Source organism: Streptomyces hesseae (genome assembly GCF_031845785.1).
Taxonomy (GTDB): domain Bacteria; phylum Actinomycetota; class Actinomycetes; order Streptomycetales; family Streptomycetaceae; genus Streptomyces; species Streptomyces hesseae.
Genome location: NZ_JAVRFI010000022.1, coordinates 98,738 through 123,853, shown reverse-complemented (window position 1 = coordinate 123,853; position 25,116 = coordinate 98,738). Strand labels below are relative to the sequence as shown.

Sequence of the window (25,116 nt, the reverse complement as noted above, 5' to 3'; positions counted from 1 at the left end):
TCATAGTGTTTCGGTGGTCATAGCGTTAGGGAAACGCCCGGTTACATTCCGAACCCGGAAGCTAAGCCTTTCAGCGCCGATGGTACTGCAGGGGGGACCCTGTGGGAGAGTAGGACGCCGCCGAACTTCTTTTGGAGAAAGCCCTGGCAGGGGATACCTGCCGGGGCTTTCTTGCGTTGTACGGCCGCTGTGGCCGCCCCCTCCGCACGACCCCCGGACGGCTGGGGGTAAGGTCAGGGGGAATCGTTGGTACATATCCCCACAGGAGGCCCCCGGGTGGAGGTCCAGGAGACGCGTGTTCAGACCGACCGTGTCCTCACCATCCCGAACATCCTCAGCATGGCGCGCCTCGTCGGCGTTCCTTTGTTCCTGTGGCTGATTCTTCAGAAGCACGACGGCTGGGCGCTCCTTGTCCTGGCGCTCAGCGGTGTCAGCGACTACCTCGACGGAAAGCTCGCCCGGCGCTGGAATCAGGTCAGCAGCCTCGGCCGGCTGCTCGATCCGGCCGCCGACCGGCTCTACGTCCTCTCCACACTCTTCGGTCTGACCTGGCGTGAGATTCTGCCGCTCTGGCTGACCCTGGCCCTGCTCGCCCGGGAGGCGATGCTGTTGGTCATGGTGTGGATCCTGAGGCGTCATGGCTATCCGCCGCCGCAGGTGAACTTCCTCGGCAAGGCCGCGACCTTCAATCTGATGTACGCCTTCCCGTTGCTGCTTCTCAGTGATGGATCCGGCTGGCTCTCGTCACTCGCCGCGATTTTCGGATGGGCGTTCGCCGGATGGGGTACAACCCTCTATTGGTGGGCAGGGATCCTCTACGTGGTCCAGGTCCGCCGACTCGTCAGAGCGGATGCCACGGCCGACTGATCTCGCCGTACTCCCCAGCCTCACCGGGCAGGAGCCCCACCGGGCGCGCGTGGACGCGCTGCCTCGGCCGGGCTCGTCGGGCGATTTCGTCGGCATGACCGTCGTCTCTCAAGGAGGACGCTTCCGACATGAAGGCCGTCGTGATGGCCGGCGGCGAGGGCACCCGCCTTCGCCCCATGACCTCGAGCATGCCCAAGCCGCTCCTGCCCGTGGCCAACAGGCCGATCATGGAGCATGTGCTCCGTCTGCTGAAGCGGCACGGGCTCACCGAAACCGTCGTGACCGTACAGTTCCTGGCCTCCCTGGTGCGGAACTACTTCGGTGACGGTGAGGAGCTCGGCATGGAGCTCACCTATGCCAACGAGGAGAAGCCACTCGGCACCGCGGGCAGCGTCAAGAACGCCGAGGAGGCGCTCAAGGACGATGCCTTCCTCGTCATCTCGGGCGACGCCCTCACCGATTTCGACCTCACCGACCTGATCCGTTTCCACAAGGAGAAGGGCGCCCTGGTCACGGTCTGTCTGACGCGGGTCCCCAATCCGCTGGAATTCGGCATCACGATCGTCGACGAGCAGGGCAAGGTCGAGCGCTTCCTGGAGAAGCCGACCTGGGGTCAGGTCTTCTCCGACACCGTCAATACGGGCATCTATGTCATGGAGCCCGAGGTCTTCGACTACGTCCGGCCCGATGTTCCGGTCGACTGGTCGGGGGATGTCTTCCCGCAGCTGATGAAGGAAGGCAAGCCCATCTACGGCTATGTGGCCGAGGGCTACTGGGAGGACGTCGGCACCCACGAGAGCTATGTGAAGGCGCAGGCCGATGTCCTGGAGGGCAAGGTCGACGTCGACATAGACGGTTTTGAGATCTCGCCCGGGGTCTGGGTGGCCGAGGGCGCCGAGGTGCATCCCGACGCGGTCCTCCGCGGCCCGCTCTACATCGGCGACTACGCCAAGGTCGAAGCCGGCGCCGAGATCCGCGAGCACACCGTCGTCGGTTCCAATGTGGTCGTCAAGAGCGGTGCCTTTCTGCACAAGGCCGTCGTCCACGACAACGTCTACGTCGGCCAGCAGAGCAATCTGCGCGGCTGTGTCGTCGGCAAGAACACCGACATCATGCGGTCCGCCCGGATCGAGGACGGGGCCGTCATCGGCGATGAGTGCCTCGTCGGTGAGGAATCGATTATCCAGGGCAATGTCCGGGTCTATCCCTTCAAGACCATCGAGGCCGGAGCGTTCGTCAACACCTCCGTCATCTGGGAGTCCCGGGGACAGGCCCATCTCTTCGGCGCCCGCGGTGTGTCCGGGATCCTCAATGTGGAGATCACCCCCGAGCTGGCGGTCCGGCTCGCCGGCGCGTATGCGACGACGCTGAAGAAGGGGGCCACCGTCACCACCGCGCGGGACCACTCCCGTGGCGCGCGAGCCCTCAAGCGTGCGGTGATCTCGGCCCTTCAGGCCAGCGCCATCGACGTCCGCGACCTGGAGAACGTCCCCCTTCCGGTGGCCCGGCAGCAGACCGCGCGGGGCAGCGCCGGCGGCATCATGATCCGTACGTCGCCCGGGGTGCCGGACTCGGTGGACATCATGTTCCTGGACGAGCGCGGCGCCGATCTCTCCCAGGCGGGGCAGCGCAAGCTCGACCGGGTCTACGCCCGTCAGGAGTACCGCCGCGCGTTCCCCGGGGAGATCGGCGATCTGTCCTTCCCGTCCAGCGTCTACGACTCCTACACGGGTTCGCTACTGCGGTCCGTGGACACCACCGGTGTCGCGGAGGCGGGGCTGAAGGTGGTCGTGGACGCCTCGAACGGCAGCGCCGGGCTCGTGCTGCCCAGCCTGCTCGGCCGGCTGGGAGTGGACGCGCTCACCATCAACCCCGGGCTCGACGAGGCCCGGCCCACCGAGACCGCCGACGCCCGTCGCTCCGGGCTGGTGCGGCTGGGGGAGATCGTGGCGTCGGCGCGGGCCGCGTTCGGGGTGCGGTTCGACCCGGTGGGCGAGCGGATCTCGCTGGTGGACGAGCGCGGGCGCATCGTGGAGGACGACCGCGCGCTGCTGGTCCTCCTCGACCTGGTGGCCGCCGAGCGGCGCAGCGGGCGGGTGGCGCTGCCGGTGACCACGACCCGGATCGCCGAGCAGGTGGCGGCGTACCACGGGACGCAGGTGGAGTGGACGACGACGTCGCCGGACGATCTGACGAGGGTGGGCCGGCAGGAGACGACGATCTTCGGTGGGGACGGGCGCGGCGGCTTCATCATCCCGGAGTCCAGCAGCGTCTTCGACGGTACGGCCGCTTTCGTCCGGTTGATCGGGCTGGTGGCCCGTACGCAGCTCACGCTCAGCCAGATAGACGCACGGATCCCCAGGGCGCATGTCCTGCGCCGGGACCTGGCCACGCCATGGGCCGTCAAGGGTCTGGTGATGCGGCATGTGGTGGAGGCCGCCGGTGACCGTTCGGTGGACACGACGGACGGGGTGCGGGTGGTCGAGGCCGACGGGCGCTGGGTGATGGTGCTGCCCGACCCGGCGGAGGCGGTGACGCACCTGTGGGCGGAGGGGCCTGACGACGCCTCCGCGCAGGCGCTGCTGGACGAGTGGTCGGCGGTCGTGGACGGCGCCGGGCGCTGACGGCCCGCGGGGCGTCGTCCGCCTCCGGCCGGGGGGATGTTCCCCCGCTGTTCCCGGAGTGTCGTGAATCCGTACCGGATCCGGCACGCCGGTGGGGCCATTGGGAGACGACGCCCCCGACGTGCGACGATGTGCGGCATGTCGCAGCAGCCCCCCGTTCGGAGCACCTCTTCGCCGCCGTCGCGTCCCGACGCGTCGATGTCGCTGCTGACCAATGTGATGGATCACAGCCTCGACGAGGGGTACGCGGAGGCGGCGGCCCGGCGGGCCGAGGGCGGCAAGGGTCTGCCGAGCACCCTGCGGGCGAAGTTGGGGCTGGCCGGGGCCCTGCTGCTGTCGGCCGTGGTGGTGACGCTGGGGGCGGCGCAGGCGCGGATATCGGCACCGACGCTGGCCAAGGAGCGCGAACAGCTCATCCAGCGGATCGAGGCGGAGACCTCCTCCGCCGACAGCCTCCAGAAGAACGTCGACTCCCTGCGGGACTCGGTCGGCACCAAGCAGCGTGACGCGCTGCGGAAACACGGTGGGGACCAGGCCGAGTTGGTGTCGCTGCTCGCCGGTGCCACGCCGGTGCGCGGACCCGGGGTCAAAGTGGTGATCGACGACGCCAAGCAGGCCCGGACCAGTGGGGGCGGGCCGAGGGAGAGCAGTGGCTTCTCCGACACCGGGCGGGTGCGCGACCGCGATATGCAGCGGGTCGTCAACGGTCTGTGGCAGTCCGGCGCCGAGGCGATCGCCATCAACGGTCAGCGGCTGACGGCGCTGTCCGCTATCAGGGCCGCGGGGGACGCCATACTGGTCGACAACAGACCGCTGGTGCCGCCCTACACGGTGCTGGCGATCGGGGACGGGCAGCGGTTCAGCACCGCGTTCCAGGACAGCGCCGACGGCCAGTATCTGCATGTGCTCCAGCAGAACTACGGGATCCGCGCGAGCATTTCCACCCAGGACGAGGTCCGGCTGCCCGCCGCGCCGAGTCTGATCGTACGTACCGCAACACCAGGGAAGGGCACATCGTGATCGCCGTATTGGGCCTCATCGTGGGAGTCGTGGTCGGGCTGGTCGTCCGTCCCGTGGTGCCGACGGCGGTCGAGCCCTACCTTCCCATCGCCGTCGTGGCGGCGCTCGACGCGGTGTTCGGCGGCCTCCGGGCGATGCTGGACGGGATCTTCGACGACAAGGTGTTCGTCGTGTCGTTCCTGTCCAATGTGGTCGTGGCCGCGCTCATCGTCTTCCTGGGCGACAAGCTCGGCGTCGGCGCGCAGCTGTCCACCGGTGTGGTGGTCGTCCTGGGCATCCGTATCTTCTCCAACGCGGCCGCCATCCGGCGGCACATCTTCCGGGCGTGAGACCGATGAGCGCAGACGACACTCCCGACAAGTCCGGACAGCCGGGGCGGCCGGAAGAGCCGGAGAAGCCCGAACGGTCCGAGGAGCCCGAGCACGGTGGGTCGTCGGGCGAGCCGGAGAAGGAGCAGGCGGAGAAGGAACCCCGGGAGTCGGAGCCTCAGGAGCCGGAGGCCGGGGCGCCCGGGCCCGCGGAATCCGGGCCGGAGCGGCCCGAGCCCGGCCCTGTCCCCCCAAAGGGAGCCGCCTCCGGGACCACCCCGTTGACGGGGCGTCAACGGCTGATGAGCGGGCTGTGGCCCCCAAGGCTGACGCGCGCCCAGCTGACCGTGGCGGTGCTGCTGTGTGTTCTCGGGCTGGGCCTGGCCATCCAGGTCCGTTCGACGAGCGACAACACCGCCCTGCGCGGTGCCCGGCAGGAGGATCTCGTAAGGATCCTGGATGAACTGGACAATCGCACCAAGCGGCTCGAGGACGAGAAGCGCCGGCTGGAGAGCCAGCGCTCCGAGCTGGAGAGCAGTTCCAACCAGGCGGCCGAGGCCCGTAAGCAGACCGCGCAGAAGGAGGAGCAGCTCGGGGTGCTCGCCGGTACGGTGGCGGCCGAGGGGCCCGGCATCGAACTCACGGTGAGCGACAGCAAGGGCGCCGTGGAGGCGGACAAGTTGCTCGACACGATCCAGGAGCTGCGGGCCGCGGGCGCGGAGGCGATCCAGATCAACGATGTCCGGGTTGTCGCGGGCACCTATTTCTCGGGCTCCGCGGGAAAGGTGGAGATCGATGGAAAAAAGGTCTCGCAGCCCTATAAGTTCAAGGTCATCGGCAAGCCCCAGGATCTGGAGCCCGCGCTGAACATCCCGGGTGGTGTGGTGCAGACTCTCGAGAAGGAGCAGGCGTCGGTGAGTGTCTCCCGGTCTGAGAAGATCATTGTGGACGCCTTGCGCCCGGCGAAGCGGCCTGACTACGCTCGGTCGTCATCGCAGTGAGACGGGCGTGCGGGCGGGGCCCGTGGGGAGGGCGGGAGGTTGCGGGGGGTCGGCGCACCAAGTCAAGGGTGCGTGATGGAAACTGTCTGTTGACTGCGGACGTTGTAGAGATGTCCAGGTCGGACGGTGTGTGCAGCAAGGTTTTGTCCTGCCCCACGGGCGGGTCTGTTTCGGTCAAGGGGAATCGCCCGTGAAGTTGTTTGCGAAGTTGTTCGGCAAGAGCGCACGCCAGGACGGCGGCACGGCCCGGCACCGGGCGTCGCGTTCCGGGGACGGTGGCGAGAATGCCCAGGAGGGTCGCCCGCTCTTCCGGGACCAGGTCGACGCCCAGGGCTATGGAGGCGACATTCCGGGCGGTCCGGGCGCGTCCTCTGTTGACCCTGCCCAGGCGGGGCGCATAGGTTTCGGGGCACCAGCGACCTCAAGTGCGGGTGGAGGGTTTGCCTTGCCGGTATGTACGAGGTGTGGCCACCGGAACGCCGAGGCGAGCCGGTTCTGTTCCAACTGCGGCGCTCCGCTGCGGCCGGGGGCGGTCGCCGAGCGCGCTTCGGAGACGACCTCGACCATCTCCATCTCCGGTCTCGAGGCGTATGACTCGGAGACCACCGGCCAGACGGCGATCCCGGCGCTCTCGCCCGAGGCGCAGGCCGCCGTTGAGGCGCTGCCCCTGGGCTCGGCCCTGCTGGTGGTCCGTCGCGGCCCCAACTCCGGCAGCCGCTTCCTGCTCGACGCCGAGGTGACCACCGCGGGCCGGCACCCGCAGAGCGACATCTTCCTCGACGACGTCACCGTCTCGCGCCGGCACGTGGAGTTCCGCCGGAACCAGGACGGCAGCTTCACCGTCACCGACGTCGGCAGCCTCAACGGCACGTACGTCAACCGCGAGCAGATCGAGTCGGTCGTCCTCGCCAACGGCGACGAGGTGCAGATCGGCAAGTACCGGCTGGTCTTCTTCGGCAGCCAGGGCATCTGACCCGCTCCCGGACGCCGTCCGGGGCACCTCCAGGGAAGGGCCATGCTTCGAACACCGTCGGGCGGCGCCGGGTCCTCCGGTGCCGCCGGTGCGGAGGGCAGGCTGGTGAGCATCGGAACGGTGCTCAACCTGCTGCGCGAGGAGTTCCCCGAGGTCACCATCTCCAAGATCCGCTTCCTGGAGGCGGAGGGCCTGGTGGAGCCCCGGCGTACCCCCTCCGGCTACCGCAAGTTCAGTACGGATGACGTGACCCGGCTCGGGTACGTGCTGCGGATGCAGCGCGATCACTATCTCCCGCTCAAGGTCATCCGGGAGCAGCTGGATGCCCTGGCCCGGGGCGAGAAGGTCCAGCTGCCCGCCCCCGCGCAGCCGAGGGACGCCCTCGACCTCTCGGACGTCCTGGACGAGCCCGGGGCGCCCGCGACGGCCCCGGGAGGGCCCGAGGGGCCCGTGACGGCCCGTATCGGCCGTACGGAGCTGCTGGCCGGCGCCGGGGTCTCCGAGGAGGAGCTGGCCGAGTGGGAGTCCTACGGGCTGCTCACGGCCCACCCGGACGGCGGATTCGACGCCGATTCCATGACGATCGCCAAGCTCGTCGCGGACCTGGGCCGTTTCGGTCTGGAGCCGCGCCACCTACGGGCCGTGAAGGCCGCCGCCGAGCGTGAGGCGGGCCTGGTCGAGCAGGTGGTCGCCCCCCTGCGCCGGCACCGCAACCCGCAGACCAGGGCCCATGCCGAGGCCACGGCCAGGGAGCTGGCCGCCCTGTCCGTACGGCTGCACGCGGCCCTGGTGAAGGCCGCTCTCCGGCCCCGTGGCCAGTCACAGTGAGTGCCCGACTACCCAAACCCGCCGGGCACGGCCTAGGGTTGCTGTGTGAACGAGCTCGATGTCGTGGGTGTCCGGGTGGAAATGCCCTCAAACCAGCCGATCGTGCTCCTGCGTGAAGTGGGAGGCGACCGCTACCTCCCGATTTGGATCGGACCGGGAGAGGCGACCGCGATCGCCTTCGCCCAGCAGGGCATGGCGCCTGCCCGTCCGCTGACCCACGACCTGTTCAAGGACGTGCTGGAGGCGGTCGGACAGCAGCTCGCGGAGGTTCGCATCACGGATCTGCGCGAAGGCGTCTTCTACGCGGAGCTCGTCTTCGCCAGCGGGGTGGAGGTCAGCGCGAGGCCGTCCGACGCCATAGCGCTGGCGCTGCGCACCGGCACGCCGATCTACGGCAGTGACGGGGTGCTGGACGACGCGGGGATCGCCATCCCGGACGAGCAGGAGGACGAGGTGGAGAAGTTCCGCGAGTTCCTCGACCAGATCTCGCCGGAGGACTTCGGCAGCAGCAACCAGTAGGGCGCGGGGAACCCGGCGGAGAGCCGGTGGAAACCGCCTCAAGGTCGCATTCGAGTAGTTTTTCCCGCTACCTGGACACGTAAAACCACTCTCAGGGTGATTATCACTCGGCGTGCCGAGTGTGGCGATCGTTGACGCACCCCGAGCGACTGCCTACCGTCGAGAAGGCAGGTCAAGGACGGAGGTCGGCGTGAGAAGCACGGGCGACGGTACGGCGGTCGGCGGTCCGTATCCGCTGCATGGGGGAACGGTCGAACCAGTGCCCCGCTATTCCGCAACGGCAGCGGTGACCACCCCACGGGGAAGCGAGTCCGGGGGCGTGACGCCCTCCCGGAGCTCCGACGGCATCGGATATCGGGGGCCCACGGCGTGCGCGGCCGCGGGCATCACCTACCGGCAGCTCGACTACTGGGCGCGCACCGGACTTGTGGAGCCCAGCGTGCGGCCCGCGTACGGGTCTGGCAGTCAGCGGCTCTACAGCTTCCGGGACGTAGTCGTCCTGAAGATCGTGAAGCGGCTGCTGGACACCGGGGTCTCGCTCCAGAACATCCGCACCGCCGTGCAGCATCTGCGCTCGCGCGGTATGGAGGACCTGGCGCAGATGACGCTGATGAGCGACGGCGCCACGGTCTACGAGTGCACCTCGCCGGACGAGGTCGTCGACCTCCTCCAGGGCGGCCAGGGCGTCTTCGGGATCGCCGTGGGCGTCGTCTGGCGCGATGTGGAGAGCGCCCTCGCCCAGCTCCACGGGGAGCGGGTGGACACCGGTGAGACGCTCATCGGCCACAACCCGGCCGACGAGCTCGCCCGCCGCCGCAACCGGGCGGGATGAGGCCCTCCGGGGCCCGTACGACAGCGTGACAGGGCGCCCCGCGCAGGCCGTGACAGCGGCCCGCGCGGGGCGCCGCGTCGTACATCGGTGCGATTGTCAGTGGTATGCGGCAGCATCTGTCCTGTGAGGGGTGCGCCGACGATTCTCCATCTGGACATGGACGCGTTCTACGCTTCGGTGGAGCAGGCGTCCAAGCCCAGCCTGCGCGGAAAGCCCGTGGTGGTGGGCGGGCTGGGTCCCCGTGGCGTGGTGGCCACGGCGTCGTACGAGGCGCGGGTCTTCGGCGTCCACTCCGCCATGGCGACGGCCCAGGCCCGCAGGCTCTGCCCCAACGCCGCCTACCTCACCCCTCGGTTCGAGCTGTACCAGCGGATCAGCCAGGTGGTGATGGGGCTGCTGGGCGAGCTGTCGCCGCTGGTGGAGCCGCTCAGCCTCGACGAGGCGTTCGTCGACCTGGAGGCGGGCGGGGTGCCGGCCTCCGGTGCAGCCGCCCGCGCGGTGGGGGAGCGGCTGCGGCGCGACATCGAGGCGGCCACGGGACTGACGGCCTCGGTGGGGCTGGCCGGTTCCAAGATGTTCGCGAAGATCGCCTCAGAGGAGGCCAAGCCGAACGGGCTCATGCTCATCGAGCCCGGTACGGAGCTGGATGTCCTCGGCCCCATGTCGGTGCGGACCATCCCCGGCGTCGGCCCCGCCACCGCTGAAACGTTGCGGCGGGCCGGCATCACCACCGTGACGGAGACGGCCGAGGCCGGCGAGGACGAGCTGGTGCGGCTCCTCGGCAAGGCCCACGGCGGAGGGCTGTACGCCCTGGCCACCGGGCACGACGACCGCCCCGTGGTCGCCGAGCGGGACGCCAAGTCCGTGTCCGTGGAGGACACCTTCGCCGAGGACCTCACCGACCGGACCCGGGTGCAGCTGGAGCTCGCCCGCCTCGCCGACCGCTGCGTGGCCCGGCTGCGCGGCGCCGGGCGCTCGGGGCGGACGGTCGTCATCAAGGTGCGGCGGTACGACTTCTCAACCCTGACCCGCTCGGAGACCCTGCGCGGCCCGACCGACGACCCCGCCGTGGTGCGCGAGGCGGCCGCCCGGCTGCTGGAGCACGTGGACACCACGGCCGGGGTGCGGCTGCTGGGCGTGGGCGTCTCGGGGCTCGCCGACTACACCCAGGAGGATCTCTTCGCCCAGGCCGCCGCGGGGGCCGCCGAGGCCGCGGCGGCGGCCGGGACGGCCACGACGGCCGGGGCGGCACCCCACGAGCCCGAGACGCCCCAGGAGCCTCAGACGGCCCCTGAGGGGCCGCCCCGATGGCTTCCGGGGCTGGACGTCCGGCACGATGAGCACGGGGCGGGCTGGGTGCAGGGCAGCGGCGTGGGGCGCGTCACCGTCCGCTTCGAGGAGCCCTGGTCGGCGCCCGGGCGGGTACGGACCTTCCGCGTCGACGACCCGGCGCTCCACCCCGCCGAACCACTGCCGCTGGTGCGTACGGAGGGCGATCAGTCGCCCGTGCCCGCCGGGCCCCCGGACGGCGCCTCCCCGGCGGCCGTGCCGTCGGCCGCCGGAGGCGGCTCCGGCGAGGGCAGCTCCAGCCCGTAGTGCCGGTAGAGCCGGAGCTCCTGCGCGGGGGAGAGGTGCCGGCCCACCCCGAAACCGGGGGCCTCCCTGATCAGCGCGCGCTCGTAGGGGATGCGCAGCCCGTCGTCCTCGACCCGGCTCGGCTCCAGCGGTACGAAGGCGTCCCGGCCGAAGAGGCCGGTGCGCACGGCCGCCCACTCCGGCTCCCCGGTGGCGTCGTCCAGATACACCTCGTCCACGGTGCCGATCTTCACGCCGTCCCGGTCGAAGGCCTTGCGCCCGATGAGGCTCCGGGGGTCGATGTCGGTCTGCACGGCTCCTCCGCTGCTCCCCGCCCATGACGGTCCTCGTCACCACGAAAAACCACGGACGTGAAACCGGCCACTCGGGAGATCCACCCGGAAACCCTCGCTGGTAGGCTGGCGAATGGCCGCAGACCCCGTGCGGGAGAGCTCTTCTCGAAGCCCCCAGGGCGTTGGTGAAGGCGCCGAAGGAGCAAATCCTCCCCGGAATCTCTCAGGCACCCGTACCGCATGGACGAGGTCACTCTGGAAAGCAGGTCGGGCCCAGGTCAGGCAGTACGCCGAAGCCCCTCCTCACCGACGGTGAAAGCCGGATCGTGCGCCGCGGCCCGGTGAAGCTCTCAGGTTGAGATGACAGAGGGGGAGGCCGTTCGGGTACCCGCGCCGTGGTACCCCTCGCAGGTCGCAATGACCAGGAGGCCTCCGCAGATGACCGTCCACCGCATCGCCCTCACCGACCTGGAGCGGGGCACGCCCTTCGAGGCGCGCCACATAGGTCCCGACGCCGCCGCCCAGGCCAAGATGCTCGCCCAGGTCGGTTTCGGCTCGCTCGACGAGCTCACCGCCGCCGCCGTTCCGGACGCGATCAAGAACGTCGGGGCGCTCGGCCTGCCGGAGGCCCGTACCGAGGCCGAGGTCCTCGCCGAGCTCCGCTCCCTCGCCGACCGCAACACCGTGCTGGCCTCCATGATCGGCCTGGGCTACCACGGCACGTTCACGCCGCCGGTGATCCTCCGCAACGTCATGGAGAACCCCGCCTGGTACACGGCCTACACGCCCTACCAGCCGGAGATCTCCCAGGGCCGCCTGGAGGCCCTGCTCAACTTCCAGACGGTCGTCGCCGATCTGACCGGGCTGCCCACCTCCGGCGCCTCCCTCCTCGACGAGGGCACCGCCGCCGCCGAGGCCATGGCGCTGGCCCGCCGCGTCGGCAAGGTCAAGGACGGCGTCTTCCTCATCGACGCCGACACCCTGCCGCAGACCGTCGCCGTCATCGAGACGCGCGCCGAGCCCACCGGCGTCGAGGTCGTCGTCGCCGACCTGTCCGAGGGTATCCCCGAGGAGATCGCCGAGCGCGGCGTCTTCGGCGTCCTGCTCCAGTACCCCGGAGCCTCCGGCGCCGTCCGCGACCTCCGCCCGCTGATCGAGCGGGCCCACGAGCTCGGCGCGGTCGTCACCGTCGCCGCCGACCTCCTCGCCCTCACCCTGCTCACCCCGCCCGGCGAGCTCGGCGCGGACATCGCGGTGGGCACCAGCCAGCGCTTCGGCGTCCCCATGGGCTTCGGCGGCCCGCACGCCGGATTCATGGCCGTCCGCGACAAGTTCGCCCGCAGCCTCCCCGGCCGCCTCGTCGGCGTCTCCGTCGACGCCGACGGCGACAAGGCCTACCGCCTGGCCCTCCAGACCCGCGAGCAGCACATCCGCCGCGAGAAGGCCACCAGCAACATCTGCACCGCCCAGGTGCTGCTCGCCGTCATGGCCGGCATGTACGCCGTCTACCACGGCCCCGACGGCCTCGCCGCGATCGCCCGGCGCACCCACCGCCTCGCCGCGATCCTCGCCGAGGGCCTGCGCGCCGGGGGCGCCGAGGTCGTGCACGGCGCCTACTTCGACACCGTCACCGTGCGCGTGCCCGGCCGGGCCGCCGAGGTCGTCGAGGCCGCCCGCGAGCGCGGCGTCAACCTCCGCCTGACCGACGCCGACCACGTCGGCGTCTCCTGCGACGAGACCACCACCCGCGCCCACCTGGCCGCCGTCTGGGCCGCGTTCGGCGTGGAGGGCGACGTCGAGGCGCTCGACGCGAGCGTCGCCGAGGCGCTTCCCGAGGGCCTGCTGCGCTCCGGCGACTACCTCACCCACCCCGTCTTCCACCAGCACCGCTCCGAGACCGCGATGCTGCGCTACCTGCGCCGCCTCGCCGACCGCGACTACGCCCTGGACCGGGGCATGATCCCGCTCGGCTCGTGCACCATGAAGCTCAACGCCACCACCGAGATGGAGCCGGTCACCTGGCCCGAGTTCGGCCAGCTGCACCCCTTCGCGCCCATCGAGCAGGCCGAGGGCTACACCACCCTCATCACCGAGCTCGAGGAGCGGCTCGCCGAGGTCACCGGCTACGACAAGGTCTCCCTCCAGCCCAACGCCGGCTCCCAGGGCGAGCTCGCGGGCCTGCTGGCCGTCCGCGCGTACCACCGCGCCAACGCCGACGAGCGCCGCACGGTGTGCCTCATCCCGTCCTCCGCGCACGGCACCAACGCCGCCAGCGCCGTGATGGCCGGCATGAAGGTCGTCGTCGTCAAGACCGCCGACGACGGCGAGGTCGACGTCGAGGACCTGCGCGCCAAGATCGAGCAGTACCGCGACGAGCTCGCCGTGCTGATGATCACCTACCCCTCCACCCACGGCGTCTTCGAGGAGCACGTCGCCGACATCTGCGCGTCCGTGCACGACGCGGGCGGCCAGGTGTACGTCGACGGCGCCAACCTCAACGCCCTGGTGGGCCTGGCCAAGCCGGGCCGGTTCGGCGGCGACGTCTCGCACCTGAACCTCCACAAGACCTTCTGCATCCCGCACGGCGGCGGCGGCCCCGGCGTCGGCCCGGTCGCCGTCCGCGCCCACCTCGCCCCGTACCTGCCCAACCACCCGCTCCAGCCCACCGCGGGCCCGGCCACGGGCGTCGGCCCGATCTCGGCCGCGCCCTGGGGCTCCGCGGGCATCCTGCCGATCTCCTGGTCGTACGTCCGGCTGATGGGCGGTGCGGGCCTCACGCGCGCCACGCAGGTCGCGGTGCTCGGCGCCAACTACATCGCCAAGCGCCTCGAGCCGCACTACCCCGTGCTCTACACCGGCCCGAACGGACTGGTCGCGCACGAGTGCATCGTGGACCTCCGGCCGCTGACCAAGGCCACCGGCGTGAGCGTCGACGACGTCGCCAAGCGCCTGATCGACTACGGCTTCCACGCGCCGACCATGTCGTTCCCCGTCGCCGGCACGCTGATGATCGAGCCGACGGAGAGCGAGGACCTCGCCGAGCTGGACCGGTTCTGCGAGGCGATGATCGCCATCCGCGCCGAGATCGAGAAGGTCGGCTCGGGGGAGTGGCCCGCCGAGGACAACCCGCTGCGCAACGCCCCGCACACCGCCGCCTCGGTGACGGGCGCGTGGGAGCACCCCTACACCCGTGAGGAGGCGGCCTTCCCGTCCGGGGCGTCGAAGGCCGACAAGTACTGGCCGCCGGTGCGCCGCGTGGACGGTGCCTACGGTGACCGGAACCTGGTCTGCTCCTGCCCGCCGCTGGAGGAGTACGACGGCTGACCCGTCCACACGCGGGTCGGGGCCGGTCCGGCGCTGCGGCGCCGGACCGGCCCCTTTATGTCGTCCTGCGGGTCATCGGCCGCCGCACCGTCAGGCGGCCCTCACCACCTGGTCGGTGCCGAGCGCCCGGTGCGGGGCGATGATCTGTCCGTCCGGCAGCAGCTCACCGGTGTCCTCGAAGCAGAGGACGCCATTGCACAGAAGGCTCCATCCCTGTTCCGGGAAGGCGGCCACGAGGTGGGCGGCCTCCCGGTCGGCGGAGTCGGCTGACGGGCACGTGGGCTGGTGCGGGCACATGGAAGTGATCTTTCGCTCTGATGTGGTGGCTGTCCTGCGGCTCGGCGTGTCGCTCATGCCGCCCCCCGTTGTCATCGTCGGTCGGTCCCAGTCTTGCCCTACGGGCCTCGTTCCGCAGGGATTTCCCGGTGACGCTCCTCACAGGGTGATGACGCGTCACCCGGGCGGGCGGTTGCTCCCAACTCGACGGTCCCTTCGGGGGGTTCGGGATGGCCGCATCGGACTAGCCCGAAAGGGTGAGGGGTGGGGGCAGCGGTGCGCCCCGCGACTCACCTGGTGCGGGGAGTCGCGGGGCGCGGTGGCTCCGGGAGCCGCGGGCCGGCCCGGGTGCCCGGTCAGGCCGTCGCCCGCAGCCGGTGCGGGGGCGCCAGCCGGGGCGTCAGCGCGGGCAGCAGATCGGCGGCCCGGTGCGGGCGGTGGGCCGCGATGCCGGGCGGCGCCGGGGCGAGGGGGACGAGCAGGTCGCCCGGGGCGAACAGCTCGGAGGCGGCGTCGGCAGTGCTGTCCGCGTGCAGCCAGAGGGTGAGCATGTAGAGCTCGGGCACCGACAGCAGCCGTGGCTGGTACGGGGTGGGCAGGGCCTCGGCCTGGCGCAGGGCCAGCTCGGTGGAGGCCACGTACGGGCCCTCGCAGAAGTGGGAGAACGCCCAGCCGTCGGCCGTGAGCACGGCCTCGCCGGCCGCCACGGCCCGTTCCCCCTCCTTGATCTGGAACCGCCAGCCGGTCAGCCGGGTGCGCTGCGCCCCGCCGAGTGTCCCCGCCCGCTCCAGGAGGTGGACGGGCAGCGGGAGTTCGGGGCTGAGCGGGGTCCGGGCGGACCGCAGCGACGGGGTACGGGCCTCACGGACGGCGGTGGGGGAACCGAGGGCCGTGAGAACCGTGCGGAGGGCAGGCGCGGGGGCAGGGGGGACATGCAGCGGCATGGTGGGTCGCCTCTCGCTTAAGGAAAGACACGGGGGTGCGGGGCGGGTGCGGACGACGCTGTCGGCGTGCGGGGTCAGAGGGGGGCCGGGACCGACTCCGGGGCGCCTACTCTCTGCCTCATTCCGGAGTTTATACGACACATGTTCACATGATGTTTCGGCTAGCTGTCGCAGGTATTTCAGGCAAGAGCAATTCAGGTCCTGATTCCAGGGGGATTTCGGCGTTTTTGTGAAGGCCGCGCGCCCATGACCTCGGCTTCGTCGCCGTATACGGTGGGCCGGATCCGATCGGTGTTTATCACCAGCGCATTGCGCCCCGCCCGGCGGCTTGTGTCATGCCGACGGAATGTGCCGGAGTACACCGGTGAGATCCTATCGTCTCCCCGTGCGCCGCGGGGCGTTATGGATCGTCCCGCCTGGGCATCATCGACCGTGACAAGAAGGCCGGTGCGGCGGGCGGCCCGTCCGGGAGGGAGGCTTCGCATGGGGGAGAAGGTCGCGGCCCTGGGGTTCGACCTCGCCGACCGGCAGCGCCACCGGGAGAAGCTCCGGCGGTGTCTGGACGGACTGGCGAGGCTGCTGGAGGAGAAGCGGTTCGACCGTCCCCGTAATCTCATGGGGCTGGAGATCGAGCTGAATCTCGCGGGCCCCGACGGTATGCCGAGCATGGTGAATGCCGAGGTGCTGAAGCGTATCGCCAGCCGGGATTTCCAGACCGAACTCGGGCGTTTCAACCTGGAAGTGAACATCGTCCCGCACCGGCTCTCCGGAAGGGTTCTCGACCAGCTCGCCGAGGAACTGCGCACGGGTCTGTCCTACGCGGACCGCAGGGCCATGGAAGTGGGTTCCGGGATCGTCATGATCGGAATACTGCCCACCCTCACCGACCGGGACCTGGTCCATGCGAACCTCTCCGCCGCCGACCGTTACTTCCTGCTCAACGACCAGGTCGTGGCCGCCCGGGGCGAGGAGTTCACCATCGACATCGCGGGCGTGGAGCGGCTGACCTGCACCGCGCGTTCCATCGCCCCGGAGGCCGCCTGCACCTCGGTCCAGCTCCATCTCCAGGTCACCCCGGGCCGGTTCGCCGCCGTGTGGAACGCCGCCCAGGCCGTCGCGGCCGTACAGATCGCCGTCGGCGCCAACTCGCCCTTCCTCTTCGGCCGGGAGCTGTGGCGCGAGTCCCGGCCACCACTGTTCGTCCAGTCCACCGACACCCGTCCGCCCGAGCTGCTCGCCCAGGGGGTCCGGCCGCGCACCTGGTTCGGGGAGCGCTGGATCTCCTCGGCGTACGAGCTCTTCGAGGAGAACCTCCGCTTCTTCCCCCCGCTGCTGCCCATCTCCGGGGACGAGGACCCGCTGCGCGTCCTGGACGAGGGCGGCGTCCCGACGCTCGCCGAGCTGACCCTCCACAACGGCACGGTCTACCGCTGGAACCGGCCCGTCTACGGCATCGTCGACGGCGTCCCCCACCTCCGGGTGGAGAACCGCGTCCTGCCGGCCGGGCCCACCGTCCCCGACGTCATCGCCAACACGGCGTTCTACTACGGGCTGATCCGCGCCCTCGCCGAGGAGCCCCGGCCGGTGTGGTCCCGGATGCCCTTCGGCGTCGCCGCCGACAACTTCGACACCGCCTGCCGCGACGGCATCGACGCCGTCCTGCGCTGGCCCCGGGCGGGCCGGACCGGCGTCCTCGCGCGGGTCCCGGCCGTCCGGCTCGTCCTGGAGGAGCTGCTGCCGATGGCCTCGGCCGGGCTGGACGCCTGGGGAGTGGAGCCCGCCGACCGCGACTTCTACCTCGGCATCGTCGAGGAGCGCTGTCTGCGCCGGGTCAACGGGGCCTCCTGGCAGGCCGCCACCTACCACCGCGCGCTGGAGCACGGCCTGGACCGGGAGCGTGCCCTCGCCGTCACCACCCGCCGCTACCGCGAGCTGATGCACACCGGCGAACCCGTCCACACCTGGCCCACGGACGCGCCCGCCCTGTGACCCCTCCGGGGCGTCGCGGCCCCCCTGTGCGCGGGGGCCCGGGAGCGTCGGGCAAGCTGTGACCGTCGTGAGGACGGGCAGCTGGGAGGCGACGGTGCGGCAGAACGCTCGGGACGGCGGCGCGGGCATCCGGCCGGAGGCGCCCCCCGGGCCGGCGTCCGGCGACGGTCCCGACCGGCGCACGCTGCGCTCGGAGACGCTGATCGTCCTGGCGCTCTCCCTGGGGGCCAGCGCGGTCTCGGCGCTGATCAGCTTTGTCGGCGTGGCCACCCGGCCGGGCGGGCTCAAGGACAAGGCGGCCACCCTCAACGCCTCGCACGCGCCCGGCCGCCCCTGGCTCGACCTCGCCTGGCAGCTCTTCGGCATCGCGACCGCGCTCGTGCCCGTCCTCCTGGTGGCACACCTGCTCACCCGCGAGGGCGCGGGGCTGCGGAGCATCGGCTTCGACCGGACACGGCCCGGCCCCGACCTGGCCCGGGGCACGGCGGTCGCGGCCGCCATCGGCGGCAGCGGGCTGCTGTTCTACCTCGCCGTACGGGCGGCGGGCTTCAACCTGACCGTCGTGCCGGAGAACCTGCCCCACGTCTGGTGGCGGATCCCGGTGCTGATCGCCTCCGCCGCGCAGAACGCGGTGCTGGAGGAGGTCGTGGTCATCGGCTATCTGCTGCGCAGACTGGGGCAGCTGGGATGGACTCCGGCCGCCGCCCTCGCGGCGAGCGCGGCGCTGCGCGGCTCGTACCACCTCTACCAGGGCATCGGCGGCCTGGTCGGCAACGCGGTGATGGGCGTGGTCTTCGTCCTGCTCTACCGGCGGTGGGGGCGCGTCGGGCCGCTGGTCGCCGCGCACGCGCTGATCGACATCGTGGCGTTCGTCGGCTACGCGCTGCTCGCGGGCAAGGTGGGCTGGCTGCCCACGGCCTGACCCGGGGCGACTGCCCCGGGCCCGGCCCGCCCCCATCCGCCCAGGACCTATGCCAGTAGTTCGCCGTCGATGACCGTCACGGCGGAGCCGGTCAGCAGGGTCCGGTCGCCGCGCGTCGCGGTACGCACGAGGCCGCCGCGGGCGGACGCCTGGCACCCGGTGAGCTCGTCACGGCCCAGCCGGGCGGACCAGAACGGGGCGAGCGCGGTGTGCGCGCTGCCGGTGACGGAGTCCTCGTCGACGCCGACGTTGGGGAAGAAGCAGCGCGAGACGTAGTCGTAGCCGCGCGCCGGGTCCTCGGCCGGCGCGGTGGCGATGATGCCCCGGCGGGAATGACGGCCCAGCGCCGCGATGTCCGGGGTGAGGCTCCGTACGGTCGCCTCGTCGGCCAGCTCCAGCAGCAGATCGCCGATGTGCGGTCCGGTGTCGTGGGCCGAGCGGGGCGTGGCGCCCAGGGCCCGGTCCACGCCGTCGGGGACGGCTGTGGGGGTGAGGGGCGCGGTCGGGAAGTCCAGGGTGATCGTGCCGTCCTCGTGGGCGGTGGTGACGAGGATGCCGCAGCGGGCGGTGAAGCGCACGGTTCCGGTGGCGGTGCCCGTGGTGTGCAGGACATGCGCCGTGGCGAGCGTGGCGTGGCCGCACATGTCGACCTCGGTGGCGGGGGTGAACCAGCGCAGCGCCCAGTCGGCGTCCGAGCCGGGCGGCAGGGGGTGGGCGAAGGCGGTCTCGGGGTGGTTGACCTCGGTGGCCACGCCCCGGAGCCAGGCGTCCTCGGGGAAGCCATCGGAGTCCAGGAGTACCACTCCCGCCGGGTTGCCGGCGAAGGGGCGGTCGGTGAAGGCGTCGACGATTCGAATCCGCATGGTCGTGAACGTAGAGGCCCGGCGGGGCCGTGGACACGGCCAATCCCCGGAAGGTGGACCGGGACCGGGACCGGGGCCGGGACTGGGATCGGGGCCGGGACCGTGCCGGGTGGGCTCAGTGGAGGCAGAGGCAGAACGGATGGCCCGCAGGGTCCGCGTAGACTCGCCAGTTGGCCGCGGGGCGGAGCTGGTCCGTCCGCTCCAGCACGGTCGCGCCGAGGGCGAGCGCCCGCTTCTCCTCCCCGTCGAGGTCGTCCACGTCGAAGTCCAGGTGGAGCTGCTGCGGGTGTTGCCGGCCGGGCCATTCGGGCGGCCGGTGGCCGTCCACCCGCTGGAAGGCCAGCGGCGTTCCCTCGAACCCGTGCACCTCGACCCAGTCGGGATCCTCCGGATCCGCGACCACCCTGCCGCCGAGCAGATCCGCGTAGAACTCCGCGAGCCGTACCGGATCGGCGCAGTCCAGCGCGACCGCCTGCAGCTTTCGGATCACTTCCGGCACCCTTCGTTCCTCGGCCGCTTCCGCGACTCCCCCGTACGGGAGTGGTCGTACCCGCCGCTGCGGCGGGCATGCGGGACGCGGCTGTCCTGCATCAATCGATCTGGCCCGAGGGCAGGACTGTGACCTGGGGCGACCAGATCAATCAAGACGTCGAGGTGCAGGCAGTCCCAGTCGCTCCGGTCCCCGTAACGACCGGGCCGGCCGGGCGCGTAGGTGTGGACGGCGGTGATTCGCTGATGCCCGGGGTGCCGGCGGGCGGCGCCGGAGCCGGGTCCTGCGATCTGCCGGGCAGCACCAGCAGGCACACGGCCACCACGACAGCAGCCACACCGAGCGTGGCAAAGGCAACCCTGCGCACCCGGCGCACTCCCCAGCTGCGTCCCTGCGGGGGTGCGTCGCGGCGCAGGTCGTGGTGCGTGACGATCGCGGCTCGGGCGGCCCGCGGGGCCGCGTCCCCGGTCGTGGCGACCTTCGGCGCGGCGGGGCCGGCTTCACGCCGGAGTCGGCGACGGCCTGCGCGGCGAAGCCGCCGCCCAGCAGCAGCGCGACACCGGTGACGGTACCCAGGACCCGGGGCGAGGACGGTAATTCCACTTGGCGTGCAAAGACATGAGACTCTCCCGAGGAAGTGACGGAAACACCGTCTGGAACAACAGCTGAAGGGCGCCTTCAACCCACCAGGCGTGCGGCACCCCCGAGGTTGCGACCACATCCGAGAATCTTCACCACGGCCTGTTCTTCGGAGAGCGCGCCCTGATCCGCCGCGCAGGCATCAGCCCCGCCGGCCCCGACCACCCGCCACCTGTCCCGTCGTGACTGGCCTGGGCGCGCTGGGCCCGGCCCGACCCGGGGGATCCCCATGACCCGGGTTTCGTGGTAAGTCGCCCTGGACCCTGTAGGAGCGGGCCGGGCAGTTGTCCCGTCTCACCGAAGTCTGACCGGCCCCGATGGGGGTCGCACCCCCGGTCCGACTACAGCCCGGACTCGTCGTACATGCAGTTCGGAGCGGACAAGATCGAGGAGACGGAAGGCTGACCGGGGTGTTGTGGCCCGATGAGTAAAAGGACTCATGACGTTCATCGAGTTGCGGGGGAGGATCGGGGGATGACGACGCTAAGGAAGACCAGGGCCCGGCTCGGGATGCTGCCGTTGGCGGTGTTGGCCCTGCTGGCGGCGGGGTGCGGAACGCAGCGGGCAGAGGATGCCGCCGACACGTACCGGCGTTCGCATCCAACGCCGGCCGGCATATCGACGCCGAGCACACCAGCGGACTTCCCCTGCCCTGGCGAGAGCCCCAAGCCGATGGCGCCCGCGGCCGCCACCACCCCCAGCTCAACCGCGCCGCCCACCGACCGCTACGCCGAAAACCACGGCTTCAAAGTTCCCTTCCCGCTCCACGGCCAAAGCCGCTGCGACGGACTCACGGCCGTCGGACGCGTCAAGAGTGCACTCGAGCCGCTGCGCCGGCGCGGTGACTTCGCCCCGGACAGCGTCCGCAGCGCGCTCACCGGCCTCGGCTACTCCGCTGGGAAGGTGCAGGTGTACCCGGACGGCCCCGCCGGGGTCGGCTTCCTCATCGACATCGGCGCCTCTCCCTGGTGTGTGGAGGGCGCGATGAGCAGTGACTCCACCAAGGCGGAGGCCTTCGGCGGCTACCCCGACGGCACCGGCTGCGAGCCCCCGAGAGGCGGCCACTGACCACAGCCCTCCCCGCCGGTCAGGCTTCGGTGAGACTGATCAAACTTCGGTAGGACGGGACAGCAGTGTCCTGTCCCGGGCATTGCCATCCGATCGGTTCCGATATATCGTTGAGGCATCGCGAACGATCGATGAAGGAAGGGGCGACATTATGCGCTTCCAAGGACACGGTCATGAGCACCACGGTTACGGCCCCGGCGCCGGTCGCGGCCGGGGGGCCGGGCCCGGCGAGTCCGGGCCGGGCGGCTTCGGCGGGCGCCGGGCCTTCGGGCCCTTCGGGCCTCCGTTCGGCGGCCCGCCCTTCGGCGGGCGCGGGCGGGGCGGTCCGGGCGGCGGCAGGGCGCGGCGCGGCGATGTGCGCGCCTCGATCCTGGCGTTGCTCAAGGACCGCCCGATGCACGGCTACGAGATGATCCAGGAGATCGCCGAGCGCAGTGGCGGCGCCTGGAAGCCGAGCCCCGGCTCGGTCTACCCCACCCTCCAGCTGCTGGAGGACGAGGGCCTGATCAGCAGCGCGAGCGAGGGCGGCAAGAAGCTGTTCACGCTCACCGAGGACGGTCGCGCCGAGGCCGAGTCCGGCCCGGGCACCCCCTGGGAGGACGCGGGGCGCGGTATCGACTGGGCGGCGATGCAGGAGATCCGCCAGGCCGGCTTCGGACTGATGGAGGCCTTCAGTCAGGTCTGGAAGACCGGCAGCGCCGAGCAGAAGGAAAAGGCGCTCGCGGTCGTCAACGACGCCCGCAAGAAGCTCTACCTCATCCTGGCCGACGAGGGCTGAGGCCGGTAGTCGAGCCGAGGGCGGGGCGGCCCGGGGGATTCCCCCGGCCCCCCCGCCGCGCTTTCTTGACGGGGTGTCAGGGGATGGGAGACTCCGGCCATGCCCCCGCTCCCGCGCCGCCGGCAGCCCGTTCCCGTTCTCGCTTTCGCGGCCGTCGCCGTGGGCCTGATGGCGGCCCTCTCCGGCGCCCCGGCCGGGGTGGCGGCCGGCGGGCCGCGCTATCGCGACGCCCACGCCCCCGTGGACGAGCGGGTGGCCGACCTGCTGCGCCGGATGACGCTCGACGAGAAGATCGGGCAGATGACCCAGATCGCCGTGGTCAAGCTCCAGGGCGACTGCGGGGAGAGCGGCGGCGGCGAGCTGAACGAGCGCTGCCTGGCGGCCGTGCTCCGCGACCGCGCGGTGGGCTCGGTGCTCTCCGGCGGTGGCAGCGGCCCGCCCGTGAACACGCCGCGCGACTGGGCCCGCATGGTCGACGCGGTGCAGAAGTACGCGGTCGGGCACAGCCGGCTGGGCGTTCCCGTCCTCTACGGCGTCGACGCCGTCCACGGCCACAACAACGTCCTCGGCGCCACCGTCCTCCCGCACCAGATCGGTCTCGCCGCGACCTGGGACCCGGAGCTCGTCCGGGCCTGCGCCGAGGCGACCGCCCGGGCCGTCGCCGCCACCGGCGCCGACTGGACCTTCGCCCCCGTCGCCGACCTCGCCCGCGACCGGCGCTGGGGCCGCTACTACGAGACCTTCGGCGAGGACCCGCTGCTCGCCGGCGCCCTGGCCGCCGCAGCCGTACGCGGCACCGAGAACGCCGCCGAGAACGCCGGCGGCGCCAAGAACGTCGCCGCGACCGTCAAGCACTTCGCCGGCTACTCCGAGCCGTCCAACGGCCACGACCGTGTGCCCGCCGACGTCTCCCTCCGCTATCTCCAGGACACCCTCCTCGCCCCCTACCGGGCGGCCGTCGAGGCCGGGGCGAAGACCGTCATGGTCAACTCCGGCGCGCTCAACGGCGTCCCCGTCACGGCCTCCCGCCATCTGCTCACCACGGTCCTGCGGGAACGGTGGGGCTTCACCGGCGTCACGGTCAGCGACTGGCAGGACATCCGGGCCCTGTGGACGACGTACAAGGTGGCCGCCGACTACCCGCACGCCGCCGCCCTCGCCGTCGACGCGGGCGTCGACATGGCCATGGAGCCCTACGAGGCGGGGGAGTTCGCCGACGCGCTGCGCACGGCCGTACGGGCCGGGCTGGTGCCCGGCCGCCGGATCGACGAGGCCGCCGGACGCGTCCTGCGGCTCAAATTCACCCTGGGGCTCTTCGAGCGACCGTATGTCGACGCCGAGCGCGCAAACACGGAAGTCCTGGGCGCGGGGCGAGAGCTCGCCCGGCGCGCCGCGGTCGCCTCACAGGTGCTGCTGCGCAACGACAAGGGCGTCCTGCCGTTCGGGCCGTCCGTACGGAAGATCGTCGTCACCGGCGCCCACGCGGACGATCTCGCCGCCCAGGCCGGCGGCTGGACCGTCGGCTGGCAGGGGCTCCCCGACGGGGTACGGATCCCGGGTACGACCGTGCTCGAGGGCATCCGGCAGGCGGCTCCCACGGGAGCTCGCGTCGTCCACGCCCCGGCCCCGGCCGACGCGGTGGCGCAGGCCCGTGACGCCGACGCGACGGTCGTGGTGGTGGGGGAGCGGCCGGGCGCCGAGGGCGGGGCCGACAGCCCCCGGCCCGAACTCCCCGCGGATCAGCGGGCGCTGGTGCGGTCGTTGAAGGAGACCGGCCGCCCGGTCGTGGTGGTCGTTCTCGCCGGGCGCCCGCTGGTGCTGGGCGACGCGGACGGTACGGAGGGGCTGCTGATGTCCTGGCTGCCGGGAGGGGAGGGCGGGCACGCCGTCGCGGACGTCCTGTTCGGCGCGGTCGGCCCGAGCGGTCGGCTGCCCGTCTCCTGGCCCCGGCGGGCCGGCAACGAGCCCCTGTACTACCAGCAGTTGCCGGGCACCAATGCGGGCGCCGAGTCCCGGCACGATGTGGCGTACGACTTCGGGGACGGCCTGTCGTACACCGGTTACCGCGTCGAGTCGCTCGCGCTCGACGCGCCCTCCGTCCCGGCCGGCGCGGACGTCGGGATGACGGTGCGGGTGCGCGACACCGGGCCCCGCGACGGCGAAATGATCGTCCCCGTCTACGTTTCACGGCCGGCCGGCGACGTACTGTCGCCGCCGCGCAGGCTCGTGGCCTTCACCAAGGTGCGCCTGAAGGCCGGGGAGACGCGATCCGTGCGGCTCACCGTGCCGTCGAAGGTGCTCGCGGTCACCCCCGGCGACATCGACGGGGCCGGTCCGCCGCGCGTCGAGCCCGGGCCGTACGTCTTCGGCGCCGGGGCGCGGACGGCCGCGCTGGAGATCACCGGGAGCCCGGGAGAGGGCGCGCGCTCCTTACGGAAGTCCGTGCGCCCCTGAGACGGATCCGGCCACAGGTCATCCGTTCGCGGGGGAGAGGCCACCGGTGCGTGGTCAACATCGCGCTGGAAGAACTGGTGGAAGCCGGCGTCGAGCCGTCGGCGTTCTCGTCGTTGGACGACCTGACCTCCAGAATCCGGGGTGAGGCGAACGCCGGGATCTGCGTGGGCATCTTCGGCAGCTTGGGCGAGGACCACTGCAAGTGGCTGCTCGGGATGGTCACCGAGTCCGGGGTGAACGGGCGAAAGCTCGTCCAATCGGCCCAAGCGGGCTGCGAAGGCAGCGACTTGATCGCACTTCAAGCGTAACGCTTCACGCGCCTCACCCATATCCCATGCCTGGCACGGGGTCAGGGATGCCCGTCGGGTGCTTCGAGCGCCCCTGGTTCGCGCTCTGCCTAGGTGTGTCGCGCTCATGCCACAGTAGACGGTGACCGGGGCCGTCCTCGTCGGTCACATGGCGGGCGGCCGGGTCATCGTCTGCGGCTCATCCGGCGTTGCCGAAGGAGGTCATGGGGTGCCTGGCGAGG

The 25,116-nt window shown here is 71.5% G+C and carries 22 protein-coding genes, 1 rRNA gene and 1 riboswitch; of the genes, 18 read left to right on the top strand and 5 right to left on the bottom strand.

The window, feature by feature from the left end:
• Positions 1 to 9 precede the first annotated feature (9 nt).
• The 11 genes from rrf to RM609_RS27185 all read left to right on the top strand — a co-directional run bounded on the left by rrf (position 10) and on the right by RM609_RS27185 (position 10,568).
• Positions 10 to 126: ribosomal RNA gene (gene rrf / locus RM609_RS27235) — 5S ribosomal RNA — on the top strand.
• A 150-nt stretch (positions 127 to 276) separates the two neighbouring features.
• A complete protein-coding gene (clsA, locus tag RM609_RS27230; RefSeq protein WP_311614222.1) occupies positions 277 to 867 on the top strand; it encodes a cardiolipin synthase ClsA in 591 nt (196 codons plus the stop codon).
• Between the two features lie 128 nt (positions 868 to 995).
• Positions 996 to 3,491 carry a sugar phosphate nucleotidyltransferase gene (locus RM609_RS27225; protein ID WP_311614221.1) on the top strand — a complete coding sequence of 832 codons (2,496 nt, stop codon included), beginning with the start codon at positions 996 to 998 and terminating at the stop codon, positions 3,489 to 3,491.
• 138 nt (positions 3,492 to 3,629) lie between these two features.
• The gene (locus tag RM609_RS27220) at positions 3,630 to 4,511 is read left to right on the top strand and encodes a DUF881 domain-containing protein (RefSeq protein ID WP_311614220.1); all 882 of its coding nucleotides are present in this window, start codon (positions 3,630 to 3,632) and stop codon (positions 4,509 to 4,511) included.
• Positions 4,508 to 4,840, top strand: a complete 333-nt coding sequence (locus RM609_RS27215) for a small basic family protein (RefSeq protein ID WP_071964751.1) — start codon at positions 4,508 to 4,510, stop codon at positions 4,838 to 4,840. The genes RM609_RS27220 and RM609_RS27215 overlap by 4 nt, the downstream gene beginning before the upstream one ends.
• Before the next feature lie 5 nt (positions 4,841 to 4,845).
• Entirely contained in the window at positions 4,846 to 5,820 is a 975-nt protein-coding gene (locus RM609_RS27210) for a DUF881 domain-containing protein (RefSeq protein WP_311614219.1), read from the top strand.
• Positions 5,821 to 5,950: 130 nt separating this feature from the next.
• Positions 5,951 to 6,793, top strand: coding sequence for an FHA domain-containing protein (locus RM609_RS34650; RefSeq protein WP_438828546.1), 843 nt, complete (start codon positions 5,951 to 5,953; stop codon positions 6,791 to 6,793).
• Positions 6,794 to 6,835: 42 nt separating this feature from the next.
• The gene (ftsR, locus tag RM609_RS27200) at positions 6,836 to 7,621 is read left to right on the top strand and encodes a transcriptional regulator FtsR (protein ID WP_311614217.1); all 786 of its coding nucleotides are present in this window, start codon (positions 6,836 to 6,838) and stop codon (positions 7,619 to 7,621) included.
• A 45-nt stretch (positions 7,622 to 7,666) separates the two neighbouring features.
• On the top strand, positions 7,667 to 8,140 hold the full coding sequence (locus RM609_RS27195) for a bifunctional nuclease family protein (protein ID WP_099198755.1): 474 nt from the start codon (positions 7,667 to 7,669) through the stop codon (positions 8,138 to 8,140).
• 190 nt (positions 8,141 to 8,330) lie between these two features.
• Complete coding sequence (locus RM609_RS27190; protein WP_311614216.1) at positions 8,331 to 8,972, top strand: MerR family transcriptional regulator; 642 nt, start codon at positions 8,331 to 8,333, stop codon at positions 8,970 to 8,972.
• 123 nt (positions 8,973 to 9,095) lie between these two features.
• Positions 9,096 to 10,568, top strand: coding sequence for a DNA polymerase IV (locus RM609_RS27185; RefSeq protein ID WP_311614215.1), 1,473 nt, complete (start codon positions 9,096 to 9,098; stop codon positions 10,566 to 10,568).
• Here the strand turns inward: RM609_RS27185 and RM609_RS27180 are convergent.
• On the bottom strand, positions 10,469 to 10,861 hold the full coding sequence (locus RM609_RS27180) for a PRC-barrel domain-containing protein (protein ID WP_311614214.1): 393 nt from the start codon (positions 10,859 to 10,861) through the stop codon (positions 10,469 to 10,471). The two genes, RM609_RS27185 and RM609_RS27180, sit on opposite strands and share 100 nt — an antisense overlap.
• Positions 10,862 to 10,981: 120 nt before the next feature.
• A riboswitch (glycine riboswitch) is annotated at positions 10,982 to 11,089 on the top strand.
• Positions 11,090 to 11,278: 189 nt separating this feature from the next.
• On the opposite strand from RM609_RS27180, the gene gcvP reads away from it, so the two are divergent.
• Positions 11,279 to 14,164 carry an aminomethyl-transferring glycine dehydrogenase gene (gene gcvP, locus RM609_RS27175; protein WP_311614213.1) on the top strand — a complete coding sequence of 962 codons (2,886 nt, stop codon included), beginning with the start codon at positions 11,279 to 11,281 and terminating at the stop codon, positions 14,162 to 14,164.
• 90 nt (positions 14,165 to 14,254) lie between these two features.
• Here the strand turns inward: gcvP and RM609_RS27170 are convergent, their stop codons facing one another.
• Both RM609_RS27170 and RM609_RS27165 read right to left on the bottom strand, forming a co-directional pair.
• Positions 14,255 to 14,461, bottom strand: a complete 207-nt coding sequence (locus RM609_RS27170; protein WP_311614212.1) for a DUF5999 family protein — start codon at positions 14,459 to 14,461, stop codon at positions 14,255 to 14,257.
• 335 nt (positions 14,462 to 14,796) lie between these two features.
• Positions 14,797 to 15,384, bottom strand: a complete 588-nt coding sequence (locus tag RM609_RS27165) for a hypothetical protein (protein ID WP_311614211.1) — start codon at positions 15,382 to 15,384, stop codon at positions 14,797 to 14,799.
• A 483-nt stretch (positions 15,385 to 15,867) separates the two neighbouring features.
• Between RM609_RS27165 and RM609_RS27160 the strand changes: the two genes are divergently transcribed.
• Complete coding sequence (locus RM609_RS27160; RefSeq protein ID WP_311614210.1) at positions 15,868 to 17,373, top strand: glutamate-cysteine ligase family protein; 1,506 nt, start codon at positions 15,868 to 15,870, stop codon at positions 17,371 to 17,373.
• A 127-nt stretch (positions 17,374 to 17,500) separates the two neighbouring features.
• Positions 17,501 to 18,295, top strand: coding sequence for a CPBP family intramembrane glutamic endopeptidase (locus RM609_RS27155; RefSeq protein WP_311614228.1), 795 nt, complete (start codon positions 17,501 to 17,503; stop codon positions 18,293 to 18,295).
• A gap of 47 nt (positions 18,296 to 18,342) precedes the next feature.
• Here RM609_RS27155 and RM609_RS27150 read toward each other — a convergent pair whose 3' ends face one another.
• Positions 18,343 to 19,158, bottom strand: a complete 816-nt coding sequence (locus RM609_RS27150; protein ID WP_311614209.1) for a PhzF family phenazine biosynthesis protein — start codon at positions 19,156 to 19,158, stop codon at positions 18,343 to 18,345.
• A gap of 115 nt (positions 19,159 to 19,273) precedes the next feature.
• On the bottom strand, positions 19,274 to 19,648 hold the full coding sequence (locus RM609_RS27145) for a VOC family protein (RefSeq protein WP_311614208.1): 375 nt from the start codon (positions 19,646 to 19,648) through the stop codon (positions 19,274 to 19,276).
• Between the two features lie 1,311 nt (positions 19,649 to 20,959).
• On the opposite strand from RM609_RS27145, the gene RM609_RS27140 reads away from it, so the two are divergent.
• The 4 genes from RM609_RS27140 to RM609_RS27125 all read left to right on the top strand — a co-directional run bounded on the left by RM609_RS27140 (position 20,960) and on the right by RM609_RS27125 (position 24,895).
• Entirely contained in the window at positions 20,960 to 21,355 is a 396-nt protein-coding gene (locus RM609_RS27140) for a hypothetical protein (RefSeq protein WP_311614207.1), read from the top strand.
• A 151-nt stretch (positions 21,356 to 21,506) separates the two neighbouring features.
• Complete coding sequence (locus RM609_RS27135) at positions 21,507 to 22,133, top strand: PadR family transcriptional regulator (RefSeq protein ID WP_311614206.1); 627 nt, start codon at positions 21,507 to 21,509, stop codon at positions 22,131 to 22,133.
• A gap of 99 nt (positions 22,134 to 22,232) precedes the next feature.
• A complete protein-coding gene (locus tag RM609_RS27130) occupies positions 22,233 to 24,587 on the top strand; it encodes a glycoside hydrolase family 3 N-terminal domain-containing protein (RefSeq protein ID WP_311614205.1) in 2,355 nt (784 codons plus the stop codon).
• 50 nt (positions 24,588 to 24,637) lie between these two features.
• Entirely contained in the window at positions 24,638 to 24,895 is a 258-nt protein-coding gene (locus RM609_RS27125; protein WP_311614204.1) for a hypothetical protein, read from the top strand.
• The last annotated feature ends 221 nt before the right edge of the window (positions 24,896 to 25,116 follow it).